Annotated in this window: 14 protein-coding genes; 3 read left to right on the forward strand and 11 right to left on the reverse strand. The window is 71.5% G+C overall.

Annotated elements, in window-relative coordinates; genetic code table 11:
• Positions 1-5 precede the first annotated feature (5 nt).
• Complete coding sequence (locus EV284_RS23445; RefSeq protein WP_130337356.1) at positions 6-665, reverse strand: histidine phosphatase family protein; 660 nt, start codon at positions 663-665, stop codon at positions 6-8.
• An 81-nt stretch (positions 666-746) separates the two neighbouring features.
• Positions 747-1,352, reverse strand: coding sequence for a YdbC family protein (locus EV284_RS23450; protein ID WP_130337358.1), 606 nt, complete (start codon positions 1,350-1,352; stop codon positions 747-749).
• 150 nt (positions 1,353-1,502) lie between these two features.
• Here EV284_RS23450 and EV284_RS23455 point away from each other — a divergent pair, with 150 nt between their 5' ends.
• Positions 1,503-2,036 carry a TerD family protein gene (locus EV284_RS23455; protein ID WP_130337360.1) on the forward strand — a complete coding sequence of 178 codons (534 nt, stop codon included), beginning with the start codon at positions 1,503-1,505 and terminating at the stop codon, positions 2,034-2,036.
• Positions 2,037-2,115: 79 nt separating this feature from the next.
• Here the strand turns inward: EV284_RS23455 and EV284_RS23460 are convergent, their stop codons facing one another.
• Positions 2,116-5,016: a vitamin B12-dependent ribonucleotide reductase gene (locus EV284_RS23460; protein WP_130337362.1), complete on the reverse strand. Its 2,901-nt coding sequence runs from the start codon at positions 5,014-5,016 to the stop codon at positions 2,116-2,118.
• 124 nt (positions 5,017-5,140) lie between these two features.
• Positions 5,141-5,701, reverse strand: a complete 561-nt coding sequence (gene nrdR / locus EV284_RS23465) for a transcriptional regulator NrdR (protein WP_130337364.1) — start codon at positions 5,699-5,701, stop codon at positions 5,141-5,143.
• Between the two features lie 590 nt (positions 5,702-6,291).
• Here nrdR and lexA point away from each other — a divergent pair.
• Complete coding sequence (gene lexA / locus EV284_RS23470; RefSeq protein WP_130337366.1) at positions 6,292-7,068, forward strand: transcriptional repressor LexA; 777 nt, start codon at positions 6,292-6,294, stop codon at positions 7,066-7,068.
• 106 nt (positions 7,069-7,174) lie between these two features.
• Here the strand turns inward: lexA and EV284_RS23475 are convergent, their stop codons facing one another.
• The 4 genes from EV284_RS23475 to EV284_RS23490 form a co-directional block, all read right to left on the reverse strand.
• Positions 7,175-9,178, reverse strand: coding sequence for an ATP-dependent DNA helicase (locus EV284_RS23475; RefSeq protein WP_130337368.1), 2,004 nt, complete (start codon positions 9,176-9,178; stop codon positions 7,175-7,177).
• A gap of 161 nt (positions 9,179-9,339) precedes the next feature.
• The gene (locus EV284_RS23480; RefSeq protein ID WP_242625795.1) at positions 9,340-10,107 is read right to left on the reverse strand and encodes a GNAT family N-acetyltransferase; all 768 of its coding nucleotides are present in this window, start codon (positions 10,105-10,107) and stop codon (positions 9,340-9,342) included.
• A 36-nt stretch (positions 10,108-10,143) separates the two neighbouring features.
• Positions 10,144-12,069: an IucA/IucC family protein gene (locus EV284_RS23485; protein ID WP_130337372.1), complete on the reverse strand. Its 1,926-nt coding sequence runs from the start codon at positions 12,067-12,069 to the stop codon at positions 10,144-10,146.
• A gap of 225 nt (positions 12,070-12,294) precedes the next feature.
• Positions 12,295-13,704 (reverse strand): diaminobutyrate--2-oxoglutarate transaminase family protein, encoded by a 1,410-nt coding sequence (locus EV284_RS23490; protein WP_130337374.1) that lies wholly within the window; start codon positions 13,702-13,704, stop codon positions 12,295-12,297.
• Between the two features lie 301 nt (positions 13,705-14,005).
• Between EV284_RS23490 and EV284_RS23495 the strand changes: the two genes are divergently transcribed.
• Positions 14,006-15,229, forward strand: coding sequence for a hypothetical protein (locus EV284_RS23495; protein WP_207229111.1), 1,224 nt, complete (start codon positions 14,006-14,008; stop codon positions 15,227-15,229).
• 83 nt (positions 15,230-15,312) lie between these two features.
• On the opposite strand, the gene hflX is transcribed toward EV284_RS23495, so the two are convergent.
• From hflX to EV284_RS23510, 3 genes are all read right to left on the reverse strand, one after another.
• Positions 15,313-16,803 (reverse strand): GTPase HflX, encoded by a 1,491-nt coding sequence (hflX, locus tag EV284_RS23500; protein WP_130337376.1) that lies wholly within the window; start codon positions 16,801-16,803, stop codon positions 15,313-15,315.
• 190 nt (positions 16,804-16,993) lie between these two features.
• A complete protein-coding gene (locus EV284_RS23505; protein WP_130337378.1) occupies positions 16,994-18,502 on the reverse strand; it encodes a M1 family metallopeptidase in 1,509 nt (502 codons plus the stop codon).
• 69 nt (positions 18,503-18,571) lie between these two features.
• Complete coding sequence (locus EV284_RS23510; protein ID WP_130337380.1) at positions 18,572-20,698, reverse strand: HD domain-containing protein; 2,127 nt, start codon at positions 20,696-20,698, stop codon at positions 18,572-18,574.
• Positions 20,699-20,842 lie beyond the last annotated feature (144 nt).

Genomic DNA, 20,842 nt, shown 5'->3' on the forward strand with positions numbered 1-20,842 from the left:
CCAGCCTATCCGTCGATCCAGTGCGGGACCGGCTCCCGCCACCGCTCGAAGGGCTTGTCCAGGGCGTATTTGCCGTCCTCGCCGAGAACGAGCATGCGCACCTCGGCGTTCCCCGGATTCGACAGGGACTCGAAGTCGGCCACCGTCCAGTGGAACCACCGCATGCAGAACAGCCGCATCGCCAGGCCGTGCGTCACCAGGAGGACGTTCGGCGGATGGTCGGGCTCCTCGAAGCTGCGGAACAGGCTCTCCAGGAACCCGCCGACGCGGTCGTACACATCGGCGCCCGACTCGCCCTGCGGGAAGCGGAAGAAGAAGTGCCCGTACGCGTCCCGGTACGCCTTCTGGAGCTTCACGTCGTCGCGTTCCTGCCAGTTGCCCCAGTCCTGCTCGCGCAGCCGGGGCTCCTCGCGCACGCGTATGAGGTCCGGGTCGAGCCGGAAGGCGTCGAACGTCTCGTGGGTGCGGCGGTACGGGGAGACGTAGACGCTCACGCGTTCGTCGCCGAAGATCTCCCGCAGGTGCTTGCCGGTCTCCTCCGCCTGCTCGCGGCCGCGGTCGGTGAGCGCCAGGGCGTGGTCGGGCTCGCGCTCGTACACGGAGTCATCGACATTGCCCACTGACTCCCCGTGCCGGACAAGAACGATGCGCCGTGGTCGTGCCATGTCGGAAACCCTACGGGGAGCGGGGCGGCGTCGTGCACTCGTACGGCCCTCATACGGTGTAGGTCACACCGCTCGCCCGGTTCAGACCGTCCAGGAGGGCTCCAGTTCCACGATGTCGCCGGTGAGGGAGGCGATGTCGGCCTCGGTCTGGGCGCGCAGGGCCAGCCGCTCCACGCGTTCGGCGCGGTACTTTCCGTGTTCGGCCGCCGCGCGCCACATCGACAACACCAGGAAGTCGTGTTCGGCCGCCTCGCCGAACATGCCCCGGATCATGCCGGGAGAGCCCGCCATCGCCGGGTTCCAGACCTTCTCCTGCATCAGCGTGAAGTGCTCGACGCGCTCCTCGTGGACCCGGCACAGGGCGACCCGGACCAGGTCGGCGTCGGTGAACCGGGGTTCGAAGCCGGTCTTCACGTCGAAGCGGTACTCGAACAGCTTGGCCTGGGAGTCCTTGAACGTGCCGGACTGCGACGCGGCCAGCCGGTCGTGCGAGCGGGCCATGAAGGAGTCGTAGAAGGCGCGGCTCTCCCAGAAGGCGAAGATGTGCGCCACCCCCGGCCGGTGCCGGCTCCAGCCTCCGCCCTGTCCCCGAAACCCCGGCTCCCCCAGAAGCCCCGCCCATTTCCGCTGCCCGCGCTCGAACCCGCGACGGTCCACCACGGTGCAGCGAATCCACTTGACCAGCACCGCGCCATCGTAAGGCCACCGGGCGTGGCGTCGGTCACGCTCTGGCGGAGTTCGCCCGCGCACCGGTGTCATATGCGTGACACGATGGGAAAAAGTCCCAGGGACAAGGGAGTTGGGGATGATGGCGCTGCAGGGGGAAGGGGAGGCCCGGTGACCGGGGTCAGCAAGGGAATCCGCGAGGTCGAGGTCGCGCTCAAGTGGGACCCCAGTCCGGCGGGACGGCCGCCCTCCGACCTGGACGTCGTCGCCGCGACGTTCACGGCGGCGGACGCGTACGGGGAACCGGCCTATCTGGTGCACTTCGACAGCCGCTCCCCCGACGGCACGATCTTCCTCAACCGGGACAGCCCCGACGGCAAGGGGTTCGGCTGGGACGAGGTCATGAAGCTCGAACTCGGCCGCCTGGACGCCCGCTACACGCGCGTGGTGGTCGGCGTCGTCATCCAGCAGAGCCAGCACCGCATCACGTTCGCCTCGGTCCTGAACCCCGCGGTCCGCGTCGCGGAGGGCTACACGACCCTCTTCGAAGCCGACTTCACCACCGCCCGGGACGCCACGGCAGCCGTGGTCGCCGAGTTCACCCGCGACGCCTCCGGCGAGTGGACCTTCCACCCGGGCGTCCACGGCTTCGACGAGGACCCGGCCACGTTCACCCGGGTCATGGGCTCCAAACGCCGTACGTGAGCACCCCGACCGCGAAAGGGGCGCCGGCCCACCGGCCGACGCCCCTTCACCGGGCCCGTGTCACGGGCTCAGCCGTTGATCAGCTGCAACCGCTGGTCGAGCCGCAGCCCTCGCAGATGTAGCAGGAGCCGGCGCGCTGCATCTTGGTGCCGCAGGAGAAGCAGAGCGGGGCGTCGGCCTGGATGCCGAGCTGCATCTCGACCAGCTCGGCGCTGGTGTGAGCCTGCTTGGGGGCCGGCTTGGCGGCCTCCGACTCGGCGCGGGGCGTGGCCACGGCCGTCAGCTCGGTGTGACGCGGGGCGGACTGGGCCAGACCCTCGACGTCGACCTCGTCCTCCTCGAGGGACGGCTCGTACGAACCGGTCTCCAGGTGACGCTGACGCTCCTCGGCGGAGTGGATGCCGAGCGCGGAGCGGGTCTCGAAGGGCAGGAAGTCCAGCGCCAGGCGGCGGAAGATGTAGTCGACGATCGACTGCGCCATCCGCACGTCCGGGTCGTCCGTCATACCGGCCGGCTCGAAGCGCATGTTGGTGAACTTCGAGACGTAGGTCTCCAGCGGCACGCCGTACTGGAGGCCCACCGACACGGCGATGGAGAAGGCGTCCATCATGCCCGCGAGCGTCGAGCCCTGCTTGGACATCTTCAGGAAGACCTCGCCGAGACCGTCGTCCGGGTAGGAGTTGGCCGTCATGTAGCCCTCGGCGCCGCCGACCGTGAAGGACGTGGTGATGCCGGGACGGCCCTTGGGCAGACGCTTGCGGACCGGGCGGTACTCGACGACCTTCTCCACGGCCTCGCGGATGGTCGCCTCGGCCTTGCCGGTGACCTCGGCCTTCTCCGCCTCCTTCTTCTTGGCGGAGAGCGGCTGGCCGACCTTGCAGTTGTCGCGGTAGATGGCGAGCGCCTTGACGCCCAGCTTCCACGCCTCGAAGTAGATCTCCTCGACCTCCTCGACGGTCGCCGTCTCCGGCATGTTGACCGTCTTGGAGATGGCGCCGGAGATCCAGGGCTGGATCGCGGCCATCATGCGGACGTGGCCCATCGGGGAGATGGCCCGCTCGCCCATGGCGCAGTCGAACACCTCGTAGTGCTCGGGCTTGAGACCGGGGGCGTCGATCACATTGCCGTTCTCGGCGATGTGGGCGACGACCGCCTCGATCTGCTCCTCCTGGTAGCCCAGGCGGCGCAGGGCCTGCGGCACGGTGCCGTTGACGATCTGCATCGAGCCGCCGCCGACGAGCTTCTTGAACTTCACCAGCGCGAGGTCCGGCTCGACACCGGTGGTGTCGCAGGACATCGCCAGACCGATGGTGCCGGTCGGGGCGAGCACGGACGCCTGCGAGTTACGGAAACCGTTCTTCTCGCCCAGGCGCACCACGTCCTGCCACGCCTCGGTGGCGGCGGCCCACACCGGGTTGTCCAGGTCGTCCATGTGGACGGCCACGGCGTTGGCGTCGGCGTGCTGCTTCATCACGCGCTTGTGGGCGTCGGCGTTGCGGGCGTAGCCGTCGTACGGGCCGACGACGGCGGCCAGTTCGGCGGAGCGGCGGTAGGCGGTGCCGGTCATCAGGGAGGTGATGGCACCGGCGAGGGCGCGGCCGCCGTCGGAGTCGTACGCGTGGCCGGTCGCCATCAGCAGGGCGCCGAGGTTGGCGTAGCCGATGCCGAGCTGGCGGAAGGCGCGGGTGTTCTCGCCGATCTTCTCGGTGGGGAAGTCCGCGAAGCAGATCGAGATGTCCATCGCGGTGATGACCAGCTCGACGACCTTCTGGAAGCGCTCGGTCTCGAAGGACTGGTTGCCCTTGCCGTCGTCCTTCAGGAACTTCATCAGGTTCAGCGACGCGAGGTTGCAGGACGTGTTGTCCAGGTGCATGTACTCGCTGCACGGGTTCGACGCGGTGATCCGGCCGGACTCGGGGCAGGTGTGCCAGTTGTTGATCATGTCGTCGTACTGGATGCCCGGGTCGGCACAGGCCCAGGCCGCCTCGGCGATCTTGCGGAAGAGCGCCTTGGCGTCGACCTCCTCGATGACCTCACCGGTCATGCGGGCCCGCAGGCCGAAGTCGGTGCCGTTCTCGACCGCGCGCATGAACTCGTCGTTCACGCGGACCGAGTTGTTGGCGTTCTGGTACTGGACGGACGTGATGTCGTCGCCGCCCAGGTCCATGTCGAAGCCCGCGTCGCGCAGGACGCGGATCTTCTCCTCCTCGCTGACCTTCGTCTGGATGAAGTCCTCGATGTCGGGGTGATCGACGTCGAGGACGACCATCTTGGCCGCGCGGCGGGTGGCGCCACCGGACTTGATGGTTCCGGCGGAGGCGTCGGCGCCGCGCATGAAGGAGACGGGACCGGAGGCGTTGCCGCCCGAGGAGAGCAGCTCCTTGGAGGAGCGGATGCGGGACAGGTTCAGACCGGCGCCCGAACCGCCCTTGAAGATCATGCCCTCTTCCTTGTACCAGTCGAGGATCGACTCCATGGAGTCGTCGACGGACAGGATGAAGCAGGCGGAGACCTGCTGGGGCTGCGGCGTGCCGACGTTGAACCAGACCGGGCTGTTGAAGCTGAAGATCTGGTGCAGCAGGGCGTAGGCCAGCTCGTGCTCGAAGATCTCGGCATCGGCGGGCGAGGCGAAGTAGGAGTGGTCCTCGCCGGCCTTGCGGTACGTCTTCACGATGCGGTCGATGAGCTGCTTGAGCCCGGTCTCGCGCTGCGGGGTGCCCACGGCGCCCCGGAAGTACTTGCTGGTGACGATGTTGACCGCGTTCACCGACCAGAAGTCGGGGAACTCGACGCCACGCTGCTCGAAGTTGATCGAGCCGTCGCGCCAGTTGGTCATGACGACGTCACGGGGCTCCCACGCCACCTCGTCGTACGGGTGCACGCCGGGGGTGGTGTGGATGCGCTCGATACGCAGCCCCTTGCCGGCCTTGGTGCCCTTGGTGCGGGAACCTCGTGCCGGACCGCTCGCCGTCTCTGTCATGCCGCCTCCCATGTACGGGCGAAAACGCCCTGAAATGCCCCGATGTTCCCAGGGCACGTGTTCTGTCTGGTGCCGCGGGCACCCTCGGTTGCGACCCGCGACAGGTCTTCGGTGCGCCGGCCGGTCAGTCGGCGGCGCGGGCGGGCACGGGGACCTGGGTGGTCCGTCCCGTTCCGCTCTGGTCTTCCTGGCTCCCCGAGGCCGCGTCCTCGACGTGTCCGTCGTCCGCGGCGGGGTCCGGCGTCGCCTCGCGCAGTTCGGCGATGGCGGCCTCGAAGTCCTCCAGCGAATTGAACGCCCGGTAGACCGAGGCGAACCGCAGATAGGCGACGAGGTCGAGCTCCTGCAACGGGCCGAGTATGGCCAGCCCCACGTCGTGGGTGGTCAGCTCGGCACTCCCGGTGGCCCGCACCGCCTCCTCGACCCGCTGGCCGAGCTGGGCGAGCGCGTCCTCGGTCACGGGACGCCCCTGGCACGCCTTGCGCACACCGTTGATCACCTTGGTGCGGCTGAACGGCTCGGTGACGCCGGACCGCTTCACCACCATGAGCGAACACGTCTCCACGGTCGTGAAACGACGGGAGCAGTCGGGGCACTGGCGGCGCCTGCGGATCGACGTGCCGTCGTCGGTCGTACGACTGTCGACCACCCGGCTGTCGGGGTGCCTGCAGAAGGGGCAGTGCATGATCTCCAACCCTCCTCACAGCAGACTCGATGGCCTCGCCGGACCTCAGGGGCCTCACGAAGCAGCCCCAAGCATAGGCGATCCAAGAGCCCCGGAAGACCGGGGGTCCAAGATCAACCACAACTTGTGGGGGCCTGTAGCCGCTTCACCACTACATGTAGGGATGGCCTAGATTTCGCGGTGGACGCGCGTGTCGCTGTGGACGGAGCTGCCGGGAGTGGTCCGCGAGGGCGCCGACAAGGCGCCGAGGCGACACGCAAGAGCGTTCCGCACGGCCACGCGCGTCCACGGGGATACCGTGAAAACGCGCGAAGGCTCCGGGGATCACGGCGGGGACACACCCCCGATGGACCCGGCCATCGGCCCGTCACCGTTCGAATGGCACACTGGCGACGGCCGCGAGGCCATCCGCCCCGGCGGTGAAGAGTACAACAATGGCCCCTTTTGCCCGCCGGACGCCGCGAAAGCTATACACCCGGACACTTGATCGCGTCAGGCGAATCGCACTTTTTCACTCGAACGTGTGTTTGGCGCAACCTTTCGAAAGCTACTACCGTTGTGCAGCAGGGAGACCATCGAGAGGGGCCGACGTGACCACGACCGCAGACAGTGCCGCCATCACCGCCCAGGACCGCTCCCAGGGCCGGGTGGAGTCGGTGCACGCGATGAACGAAGCCGCGCCCGAGGGCCACAAGCGCTCCCTGCCGGGCCGACCTCCAGGCATCCGCGCGGACAGCTCGGGGCTCACCGACCGACAGCGCCGGGTGATCGAGGTCATCCGGGACTCCGTGCAGCGTCGAGGCTACCCGCCGTCCATGCGGGAGATCGGCCAGGCGGTCGGCCTCTCCAGCACCTCCTCGGTCGCACACCAGCTCATGGCCCTGGAGCGCAAGGGCTTCCTGCGCCGCGACCCGCACCGGCCCCGCGCCTACGAGGTGCGCGGCTCCGACCAGGCGGTCAGCGTGCAGCCCACGGACACCGCCGGCAAGCCCGCCGCGTCGTACGTCCCGCTGGTCGGCCGCATCGCGGCCGGTGGTCCGATCCTCGCGGAGGAGTCCGTCGAGGACGTCTTCCCCCTCCCCCGGCAGCTCGTCGGCGACGGTGAGCTGTTCGTCCTCAAGGTCGTCGGCGACTCGATGATCGAGGCCGCGATCTGCGACGGCGACTGGGTCACGGTCCGCCGCCAGCCCGTCGCGGAGAACGGCGACATCGTGGCCGCCATGCTCGACGGGGAGGCCACGGTCAAGCGCTTCAAGCGCGAGGACGGCCATGTCTGGCTCCTCCCGCACAACGCGGCCTACGAGCCCATCCCCGGCGACGACGCCACCATCCTCGGCAAGGTCGTCGCGGTGCTCCGCCGCGTGTGACGCCCGCACCGGACAGGCCCCCGGCCCGTCCCCCCGCACCGGGCCCCGGAACCCCTGCGCCGGTTCCGGGGCCCTGCCATTGCCGTCGGCGGCGGGAGCGGGCCCGTCAAGCCGGCGCGTCGCCGCCTCCGGCTGACTCCTCCTCGGCCTGCTTGGCCATCGCGTCGATCGCCGCGAGCGACTTGCGTACCTGATTGCGGTCGGTCGTGGTCCAGAAGTCGGGCAGCGACGCCTTCAGGTACGAGCCGTAGCGAGCGGTCGCCAGCCGCTGGTCCAGGACCGCGACGACGCCACGGTCCCCGGACGCCCGGACAAGCCGGCCCGCGCCCTGGGCCATGAGCAGGGCGGCATGGGTGGCGGCGACCGCCATGAAGCCGTTGCCGCCCGCGTCCTCCACGGCCTTCTGGCGAGCGCTCATCAGCGGGTCGTCGGGGCGCGGGAACGGAATCTTGTCCATGACCACGAGCTGACAGCTGGGTCCCGGCACATCCACGCCCTGCCACAGCGACAGCGTGCCGAAGAGACAGGTACGGGGGTCGGCAGCGAAGTTCTTGATCAGCTCGCCGAGTGTCTCCTCGCCCTGGAGGAGGATGGGGAACTCGGGGATGCGCACCCGCAGTTCCTCCGCCGCGAGCTGCGCGGCCCGCATCGAGGAGAACAGGCCGAGCGTGCGGCCGCCGGCGGCCTGGATCAGCTCGGTCAGCTCGTCGAGCATGTCGCCGCGGTCGCCGTCCCGGGCGGGGCGGGCCAGGTGCTTGGCGATGTAGAGGATGCCCTGCTTGGGGTAGTCGAAGGGTGAGCCGACGTCGACGCCCTTCCACTGCGGCAGGTCGTCGCCCTCGGTGCCCTCCGGAGCCAGGCCCAGCGAGGCGCCGACCCCGTTGAAGTCGCCGCCGAGCTTCAGGGTCGCCGAGGTGAGGACGACGCTGCGGTCGGTGAAGAGCTTCTCGCGGAGCAGCCCGGAGACCGACATCGGGGCGACCCGCAGGGAGGCGCCGAAGCGGTCGTGGCGCTCGTACCAGACGACGTCCCACTCCGAGCCGTTCAGCACCCGCTCGGCGACGGCGTACACCGTCTCGACCGAGGCCACCGCCTGCTTGCGGACGGCGTCCTCGTCCTGGACGGACTTGTCGCGCGTCGAGCCGAGCGCGGTGATCACCGTGCGGGCCGCGTCGCGCAGGGCGGCCAGAGCGTAGCCGAGGTCTTCCGGGATCTCCTCCAGGCGGCCCGGCAGGGCCAGCTCCATCAGCCGCTCGAAGCCCTCGGCGGCGGTCTGGAGCTGGTCGGCGGCCTTCTCGTTGACGAGCTTGGCCGAGCGGCGGACCGCGCGGTTGACCTGGCCGGGGGTGAGCTCGCCGGTGGCGGCGCCGGTGACCCGGGAGACGAGTTCGTGTGCCTCGTCCACGATCAGCACCTCGTGCTGCGGCAGCACCGGGGCACCCTCGATGGCGTCGATCGCCAGCAGCGCGTGGTTGGTCACCACGACGTCCGCGAGCTTGGCGCGCTCACGGGCCAGCTCGGCGAAGCACTCGGCCCCGTACGCGCACTTCGAGGCGCCGAGGCACTCGCGCGACGACACCGACACCTGGGCCCAGGCCCGGTCGGAGACGCCCGGCGTGAGGTCGTCCCGGTCGCCGTTCTCCGTCTCGTCGGACCAGTCGCGCAGCCGGAGCAGGTCCTGGCCCAGCTTGCTGGTGGGGGCGGCCGCCTCGAACTGGTCGAAGAGCCCGTCCTCCTCGTCCTGCGGCATGCCCTCGTGCAGCCGGTGCAGGCACAGGTAGTTGGAGCGGCCCTTGAGCATGGCGAACTCCGGCCGGCGCCGCAGCAGGGGGTGCAGGGCGTCGACCGTGCGGGGCAGGTCGCGCTCCACGAGCTGGCGCTGGAGCGCGAGGGTGGCGGTGGCGACGACGACCCGCTCCCCGTGTGCGAGCGCGGGCACGAGGTAACCGAGCGACTTACCGGTGCCGGTGCCGGCCTGGACCAGCAGATGGGAGGTGTCGTCGATCGCCTCGGCGACCGCTTCGGCCATGGTCACCTGGCCGGGGCGCTCCGTGCCGCCGACGGCGGAGACGGCGGCGTGGAGGAGTTCGGGGAGTGAGGGCTTCGTCATAGCCCGACCACCCTACGGCCCCGCACTGACAATCGTGCGCGCCCGCCGGGGCGGCCGGAGCGGGATGCGAACACTTCCGAACTCCTGAACTTTTCTCCGCGGAAGCGGGAACTCGGCGGGGCCACCACGCGTACAACAGGTGAGCACCCGGTCACGTGGTGCTACGAGAGTTCGTGCCGGGCCCGGTCCCGGATCATGAGGGCGGCCCGCTTGCCGGGCAGATCGACCTCCGCCCGGCACCGGAACCCGGCCTTGCCGAAGGCAGTCACCGAGGGGGTGTTGCGCATGTCCGGTTCCGCGACGACGCGTGTGCAGGCGCGGCGGCGTTCCATGACCAGCTCGGCCACGGCCGTGAGCAGGGCGGAGCCGAGCCCTCGTCCCCGGTGCGCGGCGTCCCCGATCAGCAGGTGGATACCCGTGTCGTGCGGGCGCGCCCGGTAGAAGCGGGCCAGCGGGTCGAGGTCGGCCCGGTAGATCTCCCAGTAGCTCATGGCGGTGCCGTCGAGCATGCCCAGGCAGGGCACGCTGCGCCCGTCGCCGTCGAGCTGGGCGCGGAGGTGGCGCTCGGTCCGGTCCGGGGGTCCGGCCAGCTCCCAGAACTCCGCGACTGCCGGGTCGTTCATCCACCCCTGGATCAGGGGCAGATCGCGGTCGAGATGGAGGGGGGCCAGCTCAAAGGTGCCCGCAGGGGTGGGGGTCGGGCCCCAGGTATGGACGCCGTCCAGCAGGTCCGCGTCGCGGGGTGAGGTCGAGGTCGGCTGATCGGTCATCGCGGCTCGCAGTGCGGTGAATTCGGCGGGCAGGCGCAGGTCCAGTGTCTCTTCACTGTCCCAGAGGAGCGCGCTCGCCCCGGTGTCGGCGCTGCCCGGGCAGTCGGGGGCGCCCGGGTCGTGCTGGACTTCGGCGGCGCCGGTGTCGGTGAGGGACACGCGCGCTCCTCTCATGGGGCGGGTCGGTGAAGAGGTTCAGGAATGCAGGGGGTTGGCGATGGTGACGTAGACGGACTGGGTGTCCACAGGTCCGACGAGTTCGTCCAGGCCGTGCAGCCGGGTCAGCAGGTTGGCCTTGCAGCGCAGTACGGGTGAGTCGAGCAGGTTGCCCGGCAGGGAGCTGCGCTGGGCGTCGGGGCCTGTGGCGGCGGCGGTGAGGAAGCGGCGGAACGCGGCGAGGAGAAGGTGCTCGTCGGCCAGGCGCTGGGAGCCGAAGGCCCCGATGAGGCCGAACACGTTGTTGACGGCGAGGTAGTAGGCGAAGCGTTCGTCGGTGACCTCGTCGGAGACGAAGGTGTCGCTGCGCTCTCCGATGCCCGGCAGCCGGGCGTCGAGGGCGCCCCGGCGGGACTCGCGGAAGTAGTAGCCCTGGTTGTCGCGGTAGCGGCCACCGGCCGGCCAGCCGTCCTGGTCGAGGCGGAGCAGGGTGTTCTGCTGGTGCGCCTCCAGCGCGATCCCCGCCTCGCCGTCGAGCCAGAGCACGGGCCGGACGACCTGTTCGAGATAGCGCAGGAACCACTCGGCGGCGACCGCGCCCAGCGGACGGCCGGTGCGGGCGGCGAGCCGCGCGACGAGCCGGGCAAGGCGGGAGCGGAGGAGTCCGGAGCCTGCCGTCGGACCCGGCTCGGGGTCGGGGCGCGGGGAGACGAGTCCGGCGACGCAGCCGATGTCGTCGGTGGGGGCGAAGGGGTTGTGCCTGATCATCACGTCGAGGCCGGGCACGGGCAGTCCGTCCGGGGCGTCCACGGCGAGCCAGGCGGGGTCGCGGACGATGTCGAAACCGGGGTGGGCGGCCTGCCACTGCTTCGCCAGCCCGGCGCGCAGCAGCCGGTGCACCTCGACGCCCCGGTGGAGTTCCTTGCGCAGGTTCTCCCGGCGGGAGTTGGTGATGCGCAGCCCGAGCGACAGCTTGAGCATCGCCGGTGAGCCCGAGCGGTGGACGGTCCGAACGGAGGAGGTGGGGTGCCAGGGCGGACCGAGGGGGCCGAGGTCGCGGAGCAGGCCGGAGTTCAGCAGGGCGGCGACCGGTGGGCGGTGCCGCACGTCGCGGGCCTGCCAGGGGTGCAGGGGGAGGGCGCCGTAGCCGTCGGGCAGGGGCAGGTCGATTCCGGCGAGCCGGCGCAGGAGCTGGTCGGCGGGGACGGGGCGGCCGCTTTCGGTCCAGGCCGAGTCGGAGGCGAGCAGGGAGGGGGCGACGGCCATCCAGTGCAGAGGGAAGGAGCCGCGGCGTTCCGGCGCGTACTGCCGGGCCTCGGCGTCGGTGAGTTCCTCGCGGCTCTTCGGGGTGGGGTGCAGGGGGTGGCCGAGGAGGAGGGCCTGTTCGGCGCTGAGGAAGAGGTCGGGGCCGTCCTCGGGGTGGGCTCGGCGGTCGCGCAGGAAGGTGGCGGTGCGGCGTTGTGAGTCGGCGACACGGGCGACGAGGTCGGCGCCGTCCGCCGGTGCGGTGCCCTGGGGTCCGGCGGGGTCCGTCCGGCCGGGGCTCTCGCGGGTGAGGAGGGCGGCGAGGGTGACGGCGTCGACCGAGGGGGCGTGCTCGGGGGCGTCGGCGAGCCGGGGCGGACCGAACCGGTGCCAGCCGGTCGGGGACCAGTGCCGGACGGGGGTGACGAGGCCGGTGCCGCTGGCCGGAAGCGGGATGTGCAGGGGGCCGTTGTCCGGGGCGGCGAGACCGGTCTCGCGTACCCAGCAGCGCAGGAGGTTCTCCACCGCCGCCGCCTGGGCCGCGCTGTGCGGGTCGGGGGCCTCCAGCGGGTCGGCGTCGGGCGCGTCGGACCCTCCGGTGACCGGTGTGCGCCGCTTCTGGTGCGGCACCGCCTCGGCGAGCGGTACGGGGGTGCTGCCGGGGTCCGCCGGTTCGTCGGGGGTCTCGGAACGGCCGTCGGGTGCGGGGGTGGCGTTCATGACAGTTCCTCGGGGGTGATGCGGGTGCGGGTTCGGTCGCGGAGGGGTTGCGCGGGAGGGAGGAGAGGCGGGGCGGTGAGGGGAGCAGGGGGTGCCGACGTGGGCCGGGCGCGGTTCCGGGGGCGGCCGTGGTGTGGCGGTGTGGCGGTGCCGGGAGGTGGGTTCGCCGCTCTCCGCCGACGCGCGGGGATAGTGCGCGTCGGCGGTGGGGTGGCCGTGCGGGGGCTAGCCCGTGCGCCGGCGGTCGCGGTCGGCGGCGGTCACCGCGTCGGCGAGGCGGTCGAGTACGGCGGACGCCTGCTCGTCGCTGATGGTCAGCGGCGGGAGGAGCCGTACGACACTGTTGTGGCGGCCGCCGAGTTCCACGATCAGGCCCCGGTCGAGGCACTCGCGCTGGACGGCGGCGGCGAGTTCGGGGTCGGCGGGGTGGGGCTGCTTGGCGGAGTCCCAGCCGTCCGCGTCGGAGCCGCACGCTTGGGGCACGGGCGCGCTCGCCGGGTCGACCAGCTCGACCCCGATCATCAGCCCGCGCCCCCGCACGTCTCCGACGCAGGCGAACTGGTTCTGCAGCTCGCGGAGTCGGGTCAGCATGCGGGCGCCGAGGGTGGCGGCTCGTTCGGCCAGGCCGTTCTCGCGGACGTGGGCGAGGGTGGCGGTGCCCGCGGCCATGGCGAGCTGGTTGCCCCGGAAGGTGCCCGCGTGGGCGCCGGGCTGCCAGACGTCGAGTTCCTCGCGGTAGACGATGACCGCCAGCGGGAGGCTGCCGCCGATGGCCTTGGAGAGGACCATCACGTCGGGGGTGATCCCGCTGTGGTCGACGGCCCAGAAGGCACCGGTGCGGCCGACGCCGGTCTGGACCTCGTCCGCGATCAGGGGGATCGACCGGTCGGCGGTGATCCGGCGCATCCGGCGCAGCCAGTCGTCCGGTGCCGGGATCACTCCGCCCTCGCCCTGGACGGGTTCGAGGATCATCCCGGCCGGGTGGGGCACGCCCGACTTGGGGTCGTCGAGGACGGACTCGGTCCAGCGGGCGGCGAGTTCGGCGCCGCGCGGGCCGCCGACACCGAAGGGGCAGCGGTAGTCCTGCGGATAGGGCAGGCGGCCCACCTGGAGGTCGGGGGCGCCGCCGGACGCGGCCAGGGCGCCCGCGGTCATGCCGTGGTAGGCGCCGGTAAAGGCGAGGATGCCGCCGCGCCCCGTGGCCGCCCGGACCAGCTTGAGGGCGGCCTCGACGGCGTCGGTTCCGGCCGGGCCGCAGAACTGGACGCGGGCCCGGTCGGCGAACCCGGCCGGCAGGGTGCGGAACAGCTCGGTGATGAAGGCGTCCTTCACCGGGGTCGCCAGGTCCAGCACGGAGAGGGGTGCGCCGGAGTCGAGGACCTTGTGGACGGCCTCCAGCACCACGGGGTGGTTGTGGCCGAGGGCCAGCGCCCCGGCGCCGGAGAGGCAGTCGAGGTATCGGCGGCCGTCCGCGCCCTCGATGGTGAGGCCACGCGCCCGCACGGGCACGATGGGCAGGGCCCGGGCATAGGTGCGCGCGGCGGACTCGCGCGCCGACTGGCGCCTGAGAATGCCCTCGTGCACGGCGGGAGTTCCCCGGTGAGTGCTGTCGGCCTCCGACTCGGTCACGGCCACGGCTCGCTGTCCTCCCGCTGTCCAGAGGCGAGTTGCCCGACGGGGACGAGCGCAGGCAGCGGTCCCCCACGGCTACCAACAGCCGACCGGCCGCGTGGTTACGGGTTGCTCCAAGATCCTTGCCGTGACGCAACCGTTGCGGTTCCGTCGGAAGTCACCCACAGCGAGCGCATAGTGTGTGGTCCCGTCCCGGAAGTCCGGGGAACCGGCGCCGATCCGCAGCGAGTTGGCCGCCGGTATGGGGCCCAGGCGCCAAGTTCCGTCCCAGCCATGTTCCTTCACCACAGGGAGAGTCACCACCATGCACTCCATACGGCCGTCGTCCACCGCTCGCCGAGGAAGGGGTACGCCCCGCAGGACCTCCCGCGTGCTGGCGGCCGTCGCCCTCGCCTCGGCGCTGGCGCTGACCGCCACCGCGTGCGGCGGAGACGGTGACGACAACGCCGGCGGCAGCTCGTCCTCCACCGCGCGGGGCTCGGACGGGAAGGTCCGCGTCCCGCAGGACCTTCAGGACAAGCTCCGCCAGCACGGCATCGACATGGACAAGTGGAAGGGCGGCGCCTGGAAGGACTGGGACCGGGACGACTGGCTGCGCGAGGCGAACGACTTCATCAACCCGATCATCAACGGTCTGTGGGACAAGGACCGGATGCGGGGAGCCGACGACCCGGCCAAGCGGGTCGACGACACCGACCTCTCCGGCGACCAGGGCGTGACCGACCCCGAGCCGCAGCCGGTGCAGGCCAAGGCGGTCCGCCCGCCGTACCACACCAACGCGGCCACCTCCGGCAAGGTGTTCTTCGACTCCCCCAAGGGCACGATGGTCTGCTCGGCCACGGTGGTCGAGGACCCCGCGCACCCGGGCAAGTCCAACCTGATCTGGACGGCCGGCCACTGCGTGCACGCGGGCAAGAAGGGCGGCTGGTACCGCAACATCGCCTTCGTGCCGTCGTACAACAACCAGAGCCTGTCCTCCTCGGAGATGGAGGGTGCCTCCCGCGCGCAGGTCGCGCCGTACGGTGTCTGGTGGGCCGACGCGGCCAAGACCTCCCAGCAGTGGATCGACGGGGGCGGCGAGACGGGTGGCAACGGCGCGTCCTACGACTTCGCGGTGATCCATGTGACGCCCGAGCAGGGCAACGGGGGCAAGTCGCTGGAGGAGACGGTCGGCGGAGCGCTGCCGGTGGACTTCGCCGCGCCCGCCGCGACCCAGGTGAGCGCGGTCACCGCGAGCGGCTACCCGGCGGCTGAGCCGTACAACGGCCAGTTGCTGTACCAGTGCCAGGACAAGCCGGGCCGGCTGTCGATCGCCAAGGCGGACCCGACGATGTACCGCATCGGCTGCACCATGACCGGCGGTTCCTCCGGTGGCGGCTGGGTGGAGCAGGGTGCCGACGGCAAGCCCGCGCTGGTCTCCAACACCTCGATCGGGCCGGCCTCCTCGGGCTGGCTGGCCGGTCCCCGGCTCGGCGAGGTCGCCAAGGGCGTGTACGACTCGGTGAGCGCGAAGTTCGCGAACCGGTAGCCGCCCGCACCCATGACGAAGGCCCGCCGCCCCCTCGTGACGAGGGGACGGCGGGCCTCTTCGTGTTCCGGCGGAAGAGCCGGTCAGGCGGTCGCGGTGGGCGTGTACGGGGCCAGGTCGGCCGCCAGCTCCGCGTGCACCCGGACCTTGATCAAGGTGCCCTCGGCGGTGTGCTCCTCGGAGAGCACCTCGCCCTCGGTGTGCGCGCGGGCGACCAGCTTGCCCTGCGTGTACGGCACGAGCGCCTCGACCTCGACCGAGGGGCGGGGCAGCTCCTCGTCGATCAGGGCGAGCAGCTCCTCCAGACCCTGGCCGGTGCGCGCCGAGACGGCGATGGACCGCTTCTCGACCCGCAGCAGCCGCTGGAGCACCAGCGGGTCGGCCGCGTCCGCCTTGTTGATCACGACGATCTCGGGCACGCCGGTCGCGCCGACCTCGCGGATCACCTCGCGCACGGCGGCGAGCTGCTCCTCCGGGACCGGGTGCGATCCGTCCACCACGTGCAGGATGAGGTCGGAGTCGCCGACCTCCTCCATGGTGGAACGGAACGCCTCGACCAGGTGGTGCGGCAGGTGCCGGACGAAGCCCACGGTGTCGGCCAGCGTGTACAGCCGGCCGCTCGGGGTCTCCGCGCGGCGGACGGTCGGGTCCAGGGTGGCGAACAGGGCGTTCTCCACCAGGACCCCCGCGCCCGTGAGGCGGTTGAGCAGGGAGGACTTGCCAGCGTTGGTGTAACCGGCGATGGCGACGGAGGGCACCTTGTTGCGGCGGCGCTCCTGGCGCTTGATCTCGCGGCCGGTCTTCATCTCCGCGATCTCCCGGCGCATCTTCGCCATCTTCTCGCGGATGCGGCGCCGGTCCGTCTCGATCTTGGTCTCACCGGGACCACGCGTGGCCAGGCCACCGCGGCCGCCACCCATCTGCCGGGACAGCGACTGACCCCAGCCGCGCAGCCTCGGCAGCATGTACTGCATCTGCGCGAGCGCGACCTGCGCCTTGCCCTCACGGGACTTGGCGTGCTGGGCGAAGATGTCCAGGATCAGGGCCGTACGGTCGATGACCTTGACCTTGACGACGTCCTCGAGCTGGATGAGCTGGCCGGGGCTCAGCTCACCGTCGCAGATGACGGTGTCCGCGCCGGTCTCCATCACCACGTCACGCAGCTCCAGGGCCTTGCCTGAGCCGATGTAGGTGGCCGCGTCGGGCTTGTCGCGGCGCTGGATCACGCCGTCGAGCACGAGGGCGCCCGCCGTCTCCGCGAGGGCGGCCAGCTCCGCGAGGGAGTTGTCCGCGTCCTGGGCGGTGCCGGTGGTCCACACTCCGACGAGCACGACCCGCTCCAGGCGGAGCTGGCGGTACTCGACCTCGGTGACGTCCTCCAGCTCGGTGGACAGCCCCGCCACGCGGCGTAGGGCCGCGCGCTCGGAGCGGTCGAACTGGTCGCCGTCACGCTCGCCGTCGATGTCGTGCTTCCAGGCGACGTCCTCTTCCATCAGGGCATCGGCCCGAAGACCTTCGGGATAGGCGTGCGCGAGGCGCTTGGCGTCCTGTGAAGGGGAAGAAGAGGAGGTCATTGGTTCCTTACGTCGAGGGGAGGACCGGTCCGGCGGTCGGCCGACCGGGAGGTCGGCGAGGGACCGGTGTTCATGAGGTGCAACGCGTGCGGGCCCCGGGAGATTCCCGTGCGCCGCGCCGCGCCGACCGAAAAGATGGTCGCACGACGCGGCGCGTGGCGTCATGGGGATATCGCCCGGACACCGGCGGTCAGCTCTTCTTCGCCGGGTCCGAGGGCGCGGGCGGCGGGACCTGCTTCCAGTCCGGGTGGCCGGGCATGGGCGGGGTCTTCTCGCCGTACAGCCAGTCCTGGAAGAAGCCGCTCAGGTCACGGCCGCCGATGGCGGAGGCGAGCCGGACGAAGTCGGCGGTCCCGACGCTGGTGTCCCGGTTCTCCTGGACCCAGACCTTCTCCAGCCGCTCGAAGGCGTCCTTGCCGATCTCCTGGCGCAGGGCGAACAGCACAAGGGCGGCGCCGTCGTAGATGTTGGGGCGGAAGATGCCGATCTTCTGGCCGAGGGCGGGCGGCTTGGGCCTGGCGGGCGGACCGCCGGCGGCGCGCCAGCGGTCGGAGGCTCCGTAGGCGGCCTTCATGCGGTCCTGAAGGGGGCGGTCCGCCTTCTCCTGCGCGTACAGGGCCTCGTACCAGGTGGCGTGGCCCTCGTTCAGCCAGACGTCGGACCAGGTGCGGGGGCTGACGCTGTCGCCAAACCACTGGTGGGACAGCTCGTGGACCATGACCGACTCGATGTACCACTTCGGATAGGCGGGCTCGGTGAAGATGTCCTTCTCGAACAGCGACAGGGTCTGCGTCTCCAGCTCGAACCCGGTGCTGGCCTGCGCCATCAGCACGCCGTAGGTCTCGAACGGGTAGGGGCCGATCTTGTTCTCCATCCACGCGATCTGGTCCGGTGTCTTGGCCAGCCAAGGCTCCAGTTCCTTCTTGTCGGCGGCGGGCACCACGTCGCGCAGCGGCAGGCCGTGCGGGCCCGTGCGCCGGACGACGGCGGAGTGACCGATGGACACCTGGGCGAGTTCGGTGGCCATGGGGTGCTGGGAGCGGTAGCTCCAGGTGGTGGAGCCGCCCGCCACGACCTTGCCCGTCGGCAGGCCGTTGGCGACGGCGGTGTAGCCGTCCGGGGCGGTGACGTGGAAGGTGAACATCGCCTTGTCGGACGGGTGGTCGTTGCACGGGAAGACCAGGTGCGCGGCGTCGGCCTGGTTGGCCATGGCGAGCCCGTCGGTGGTCTGCACCCAGCCGCCGTCCTGGTCTCCGGCGGGGCGGGGGTCGCTGGTGTGCCGCACCGTGATGCGGGTGACACTGCCGAGCGGCAGCGCGTGGTCCGGGGTGACGACGAGATCCTCACCGGCACTGGTGAAGGCGGCACTGCGGCCGTCGACCTCGACGGACTCCACGGTGCCGTGCGCGAAGTCGAGGTTGATCCGGTCCAGGGAGCTGGTGAGCCGGGCGTCGATGGTGGTGACGGCCTTGAGCGGCTTGGCGTTGCTGCCGGGGTAGGTGAGGGCGACGTCGTAAGCGGCCACGTCGTAGCCGGGGTTGCCCAGCTCCGGGAAGATCCGGTCGCCGACGCCCAGCGGTTCGGCGGGGGCTCCGGCGGCGACGAGACAGACCGTGACGGCCGAGGCGAGCAGGGCCGCCTTCGGGCGCCGGAGGAACCGGAGTGCGGGGTGCGGGCGCGCGGGGCGAGTGAGCAGCATGCCCCACGGCTACCAGCGCCCGGCCGCCGGGTGGCGACGGCGCGCGCCAGGCCCACCCGATCGGGTCGGTCAGGCGGCGGGCGCCTGGACCCGGCTGACGTCGTACACGCCGGGCACGTCGCGCATCGCCCGCATCAGGGCGGGCAGTTCGGCGGCGTCGGGGAGCTGGAGGGTGTAGGTGTGGCGGACCCGCTGCTGATTGGGCGACTCCACGGTGGCGGAGACGATCTCGGCGCCCTCCACGGCGATCGCCTCGGTGAGGTCGGCGAGCAGATGGGGACGGCTGAACGATTCGGCGACCAGGGTGACCCGGCACGCGGTGGTGTCCCCCCAGCGCACGGCGATCTCCTCGCGCCCCCGGCCCTTCATGTCCTCCACCATGGAGCACCCCGTGCGGTGCACGGTCACCGCTCCCCCGCGCACGGCGAAGCCCACGATGTCGTCGGGCGGGACGGGCGTGCAGCAGCCGGCCAGGCGGACCGGGCCGCCCGGCCGGTCCAGCAGCACGTCGGCGCCACGGGGGCGCGCGGCGGGGGCGCCGCCGGCGGGGCGGCTGCCGCCGGGGCCGTCGGCGGTGTCCGAGGGGCGGGCGTCGGCGCCGGGATGGGCGGCGAGCCAGCGCTGGATGGCGATGCGGGCGGCCGGGGTGTGGGCGTGCTCCAGCCATTCGCGCGAGGGTTCGGAGGCCGGGTCCTGGCCCATGAGGAGCTGCACGGTGTCGCCGTCGCGCAGGACGGTGCCGAGGGCGGCCAGGCGGCCGTTGACGCGGGCGCCGATGCAGGCGTGGGCGTCGTCGCCGTACTGGGCGTAGGCGGCGTCGACGCAGGTGGCGCCCTCGGGGAGGCCCAGGGTGCCGCCGTCGGGCCGGACGACGGTGATCTCGCGGTCCTGAGCGAGGTCGTCGCGCAGGGTGGACCAGAAGGTGTCGGGGTCGGGGGCGCCGCGCTGCCAGTCGAGGAGGCGGGAGAGCCAGCCGGGACGGGTGGGGTCGGCCCGCTCGCCGTCGAGGCCGGCGCTCTGCTCCTCGGCGGGCGGGGTGTAGGGGTTGCCGAGCGCGATCACCCCGGCCTCGGCGGCCTGGTGCATGCGGTGGGTGCGGATGAGGACCTCGACGACCTGGCCGTCAGGGCGGGCCACGGCGGTGTGCAGCGACTGGTAGAGGTTGAACTTCGGTACGGCGATGAAGTCCTTGAACTCGGAGACCACCGGGGTGAGACAGGTGTGGAGTTCACCGAGCACGGCGTAACAGTCCGCGTCCTCGTTCACCAGCACGAGCAGCCGGCCGAAGTCGGTGCCGCGCAGCGGGCCGCGCTTGCGGGAGACGCGGTGGACGGAGACGAAGTGGCGGGGCCGGATGAGGACCTCGGCGGGGATGTCGGCCTCGCGGAGCACCGCGCGCACCTCGTCGGCGACCTCGGCGAGCGGGTCTCCCCCGGCGGCGTTCCGGGCGATGAGCTCGCTGGTGCGGGCGTATTCCTCGGGGTGGAGGATGGCGAAGACGAGGTCTTCCAGCTCGGTCTTCAGCGCCTGCACACCGAGGCGCTCGGCGAGCGGGATGAGGACGTCGCGGGTGACCTTGGCGATCCGCGCCTGCTTCTCGGGGCGCATCACGCCGAGGGTGCGCATGTTGTGCAGCCGGTCGGCGAGTTTGATCGACATCACGCGGACGTCGTTGCCGGTGGCGACGAGCATCTTGCGGAAGGTCTCCGGCTCGGCGGCGGCACCGTAGTCGACCTTCTCCAGCTTGGTCACGCCGTCGACGAGGTAGCGGACCTCCTCCCCGAACTCCTCACCGACCTGGTCGAGCGTCACGTCGGTGTCCTCGACGGTGTCGTGGAGGAGGGAGGCGGTCAGGGTGGTCGTCTCGGCGCCGAGTTCGGCGAGGATCAGGGTGACGGCGAGCGGGTGGGTGATGTACGGCTCGCCGCTCTTGCGCATCTGGCCGCGGTGGGAGGTCTCCGCCAGGAGGTAGGCGCGGCGCAGCGGGTCGAGGTCGGCGTCGGGGTGGTGGGCGCGGTGGGCCTCGGCGACGTGTCCGATGGCGTCGGGCAGCTTGCTCCGGACGGCCGGGCCGAGCAGTGCGGCCCGGCCCAGCCTGCGCAGGTCGATCCGCGGCCGGGACTTCCTGCGGGCCACCGCGGGCGCCGAGGGCGCTACCGGGCCTGGGCTCGCGGGGTTCGTGGCCTCCGCACTCATGGGCACCTCCGGCTCGTGGACCGGCGGACGGAGCCCGAAGGGCATACGCGGCTCAGGGTTGGCGACGTTCCCCCGTCCGTGCCGGTGCTTGATGCTATCGACCCCATCACGTGCTACCGACCGCCTCTCGGCCAGCGTGAAACG

This window comes from Streptomyces sp. BK022, from assembly GCF_004217355.1.
GTDB lineage: Bacteria > Actinomycetota > Actinomycetes > Streptomycetales > Streptomycetaceae > Streptomyces > Streptomyces griseoluteus.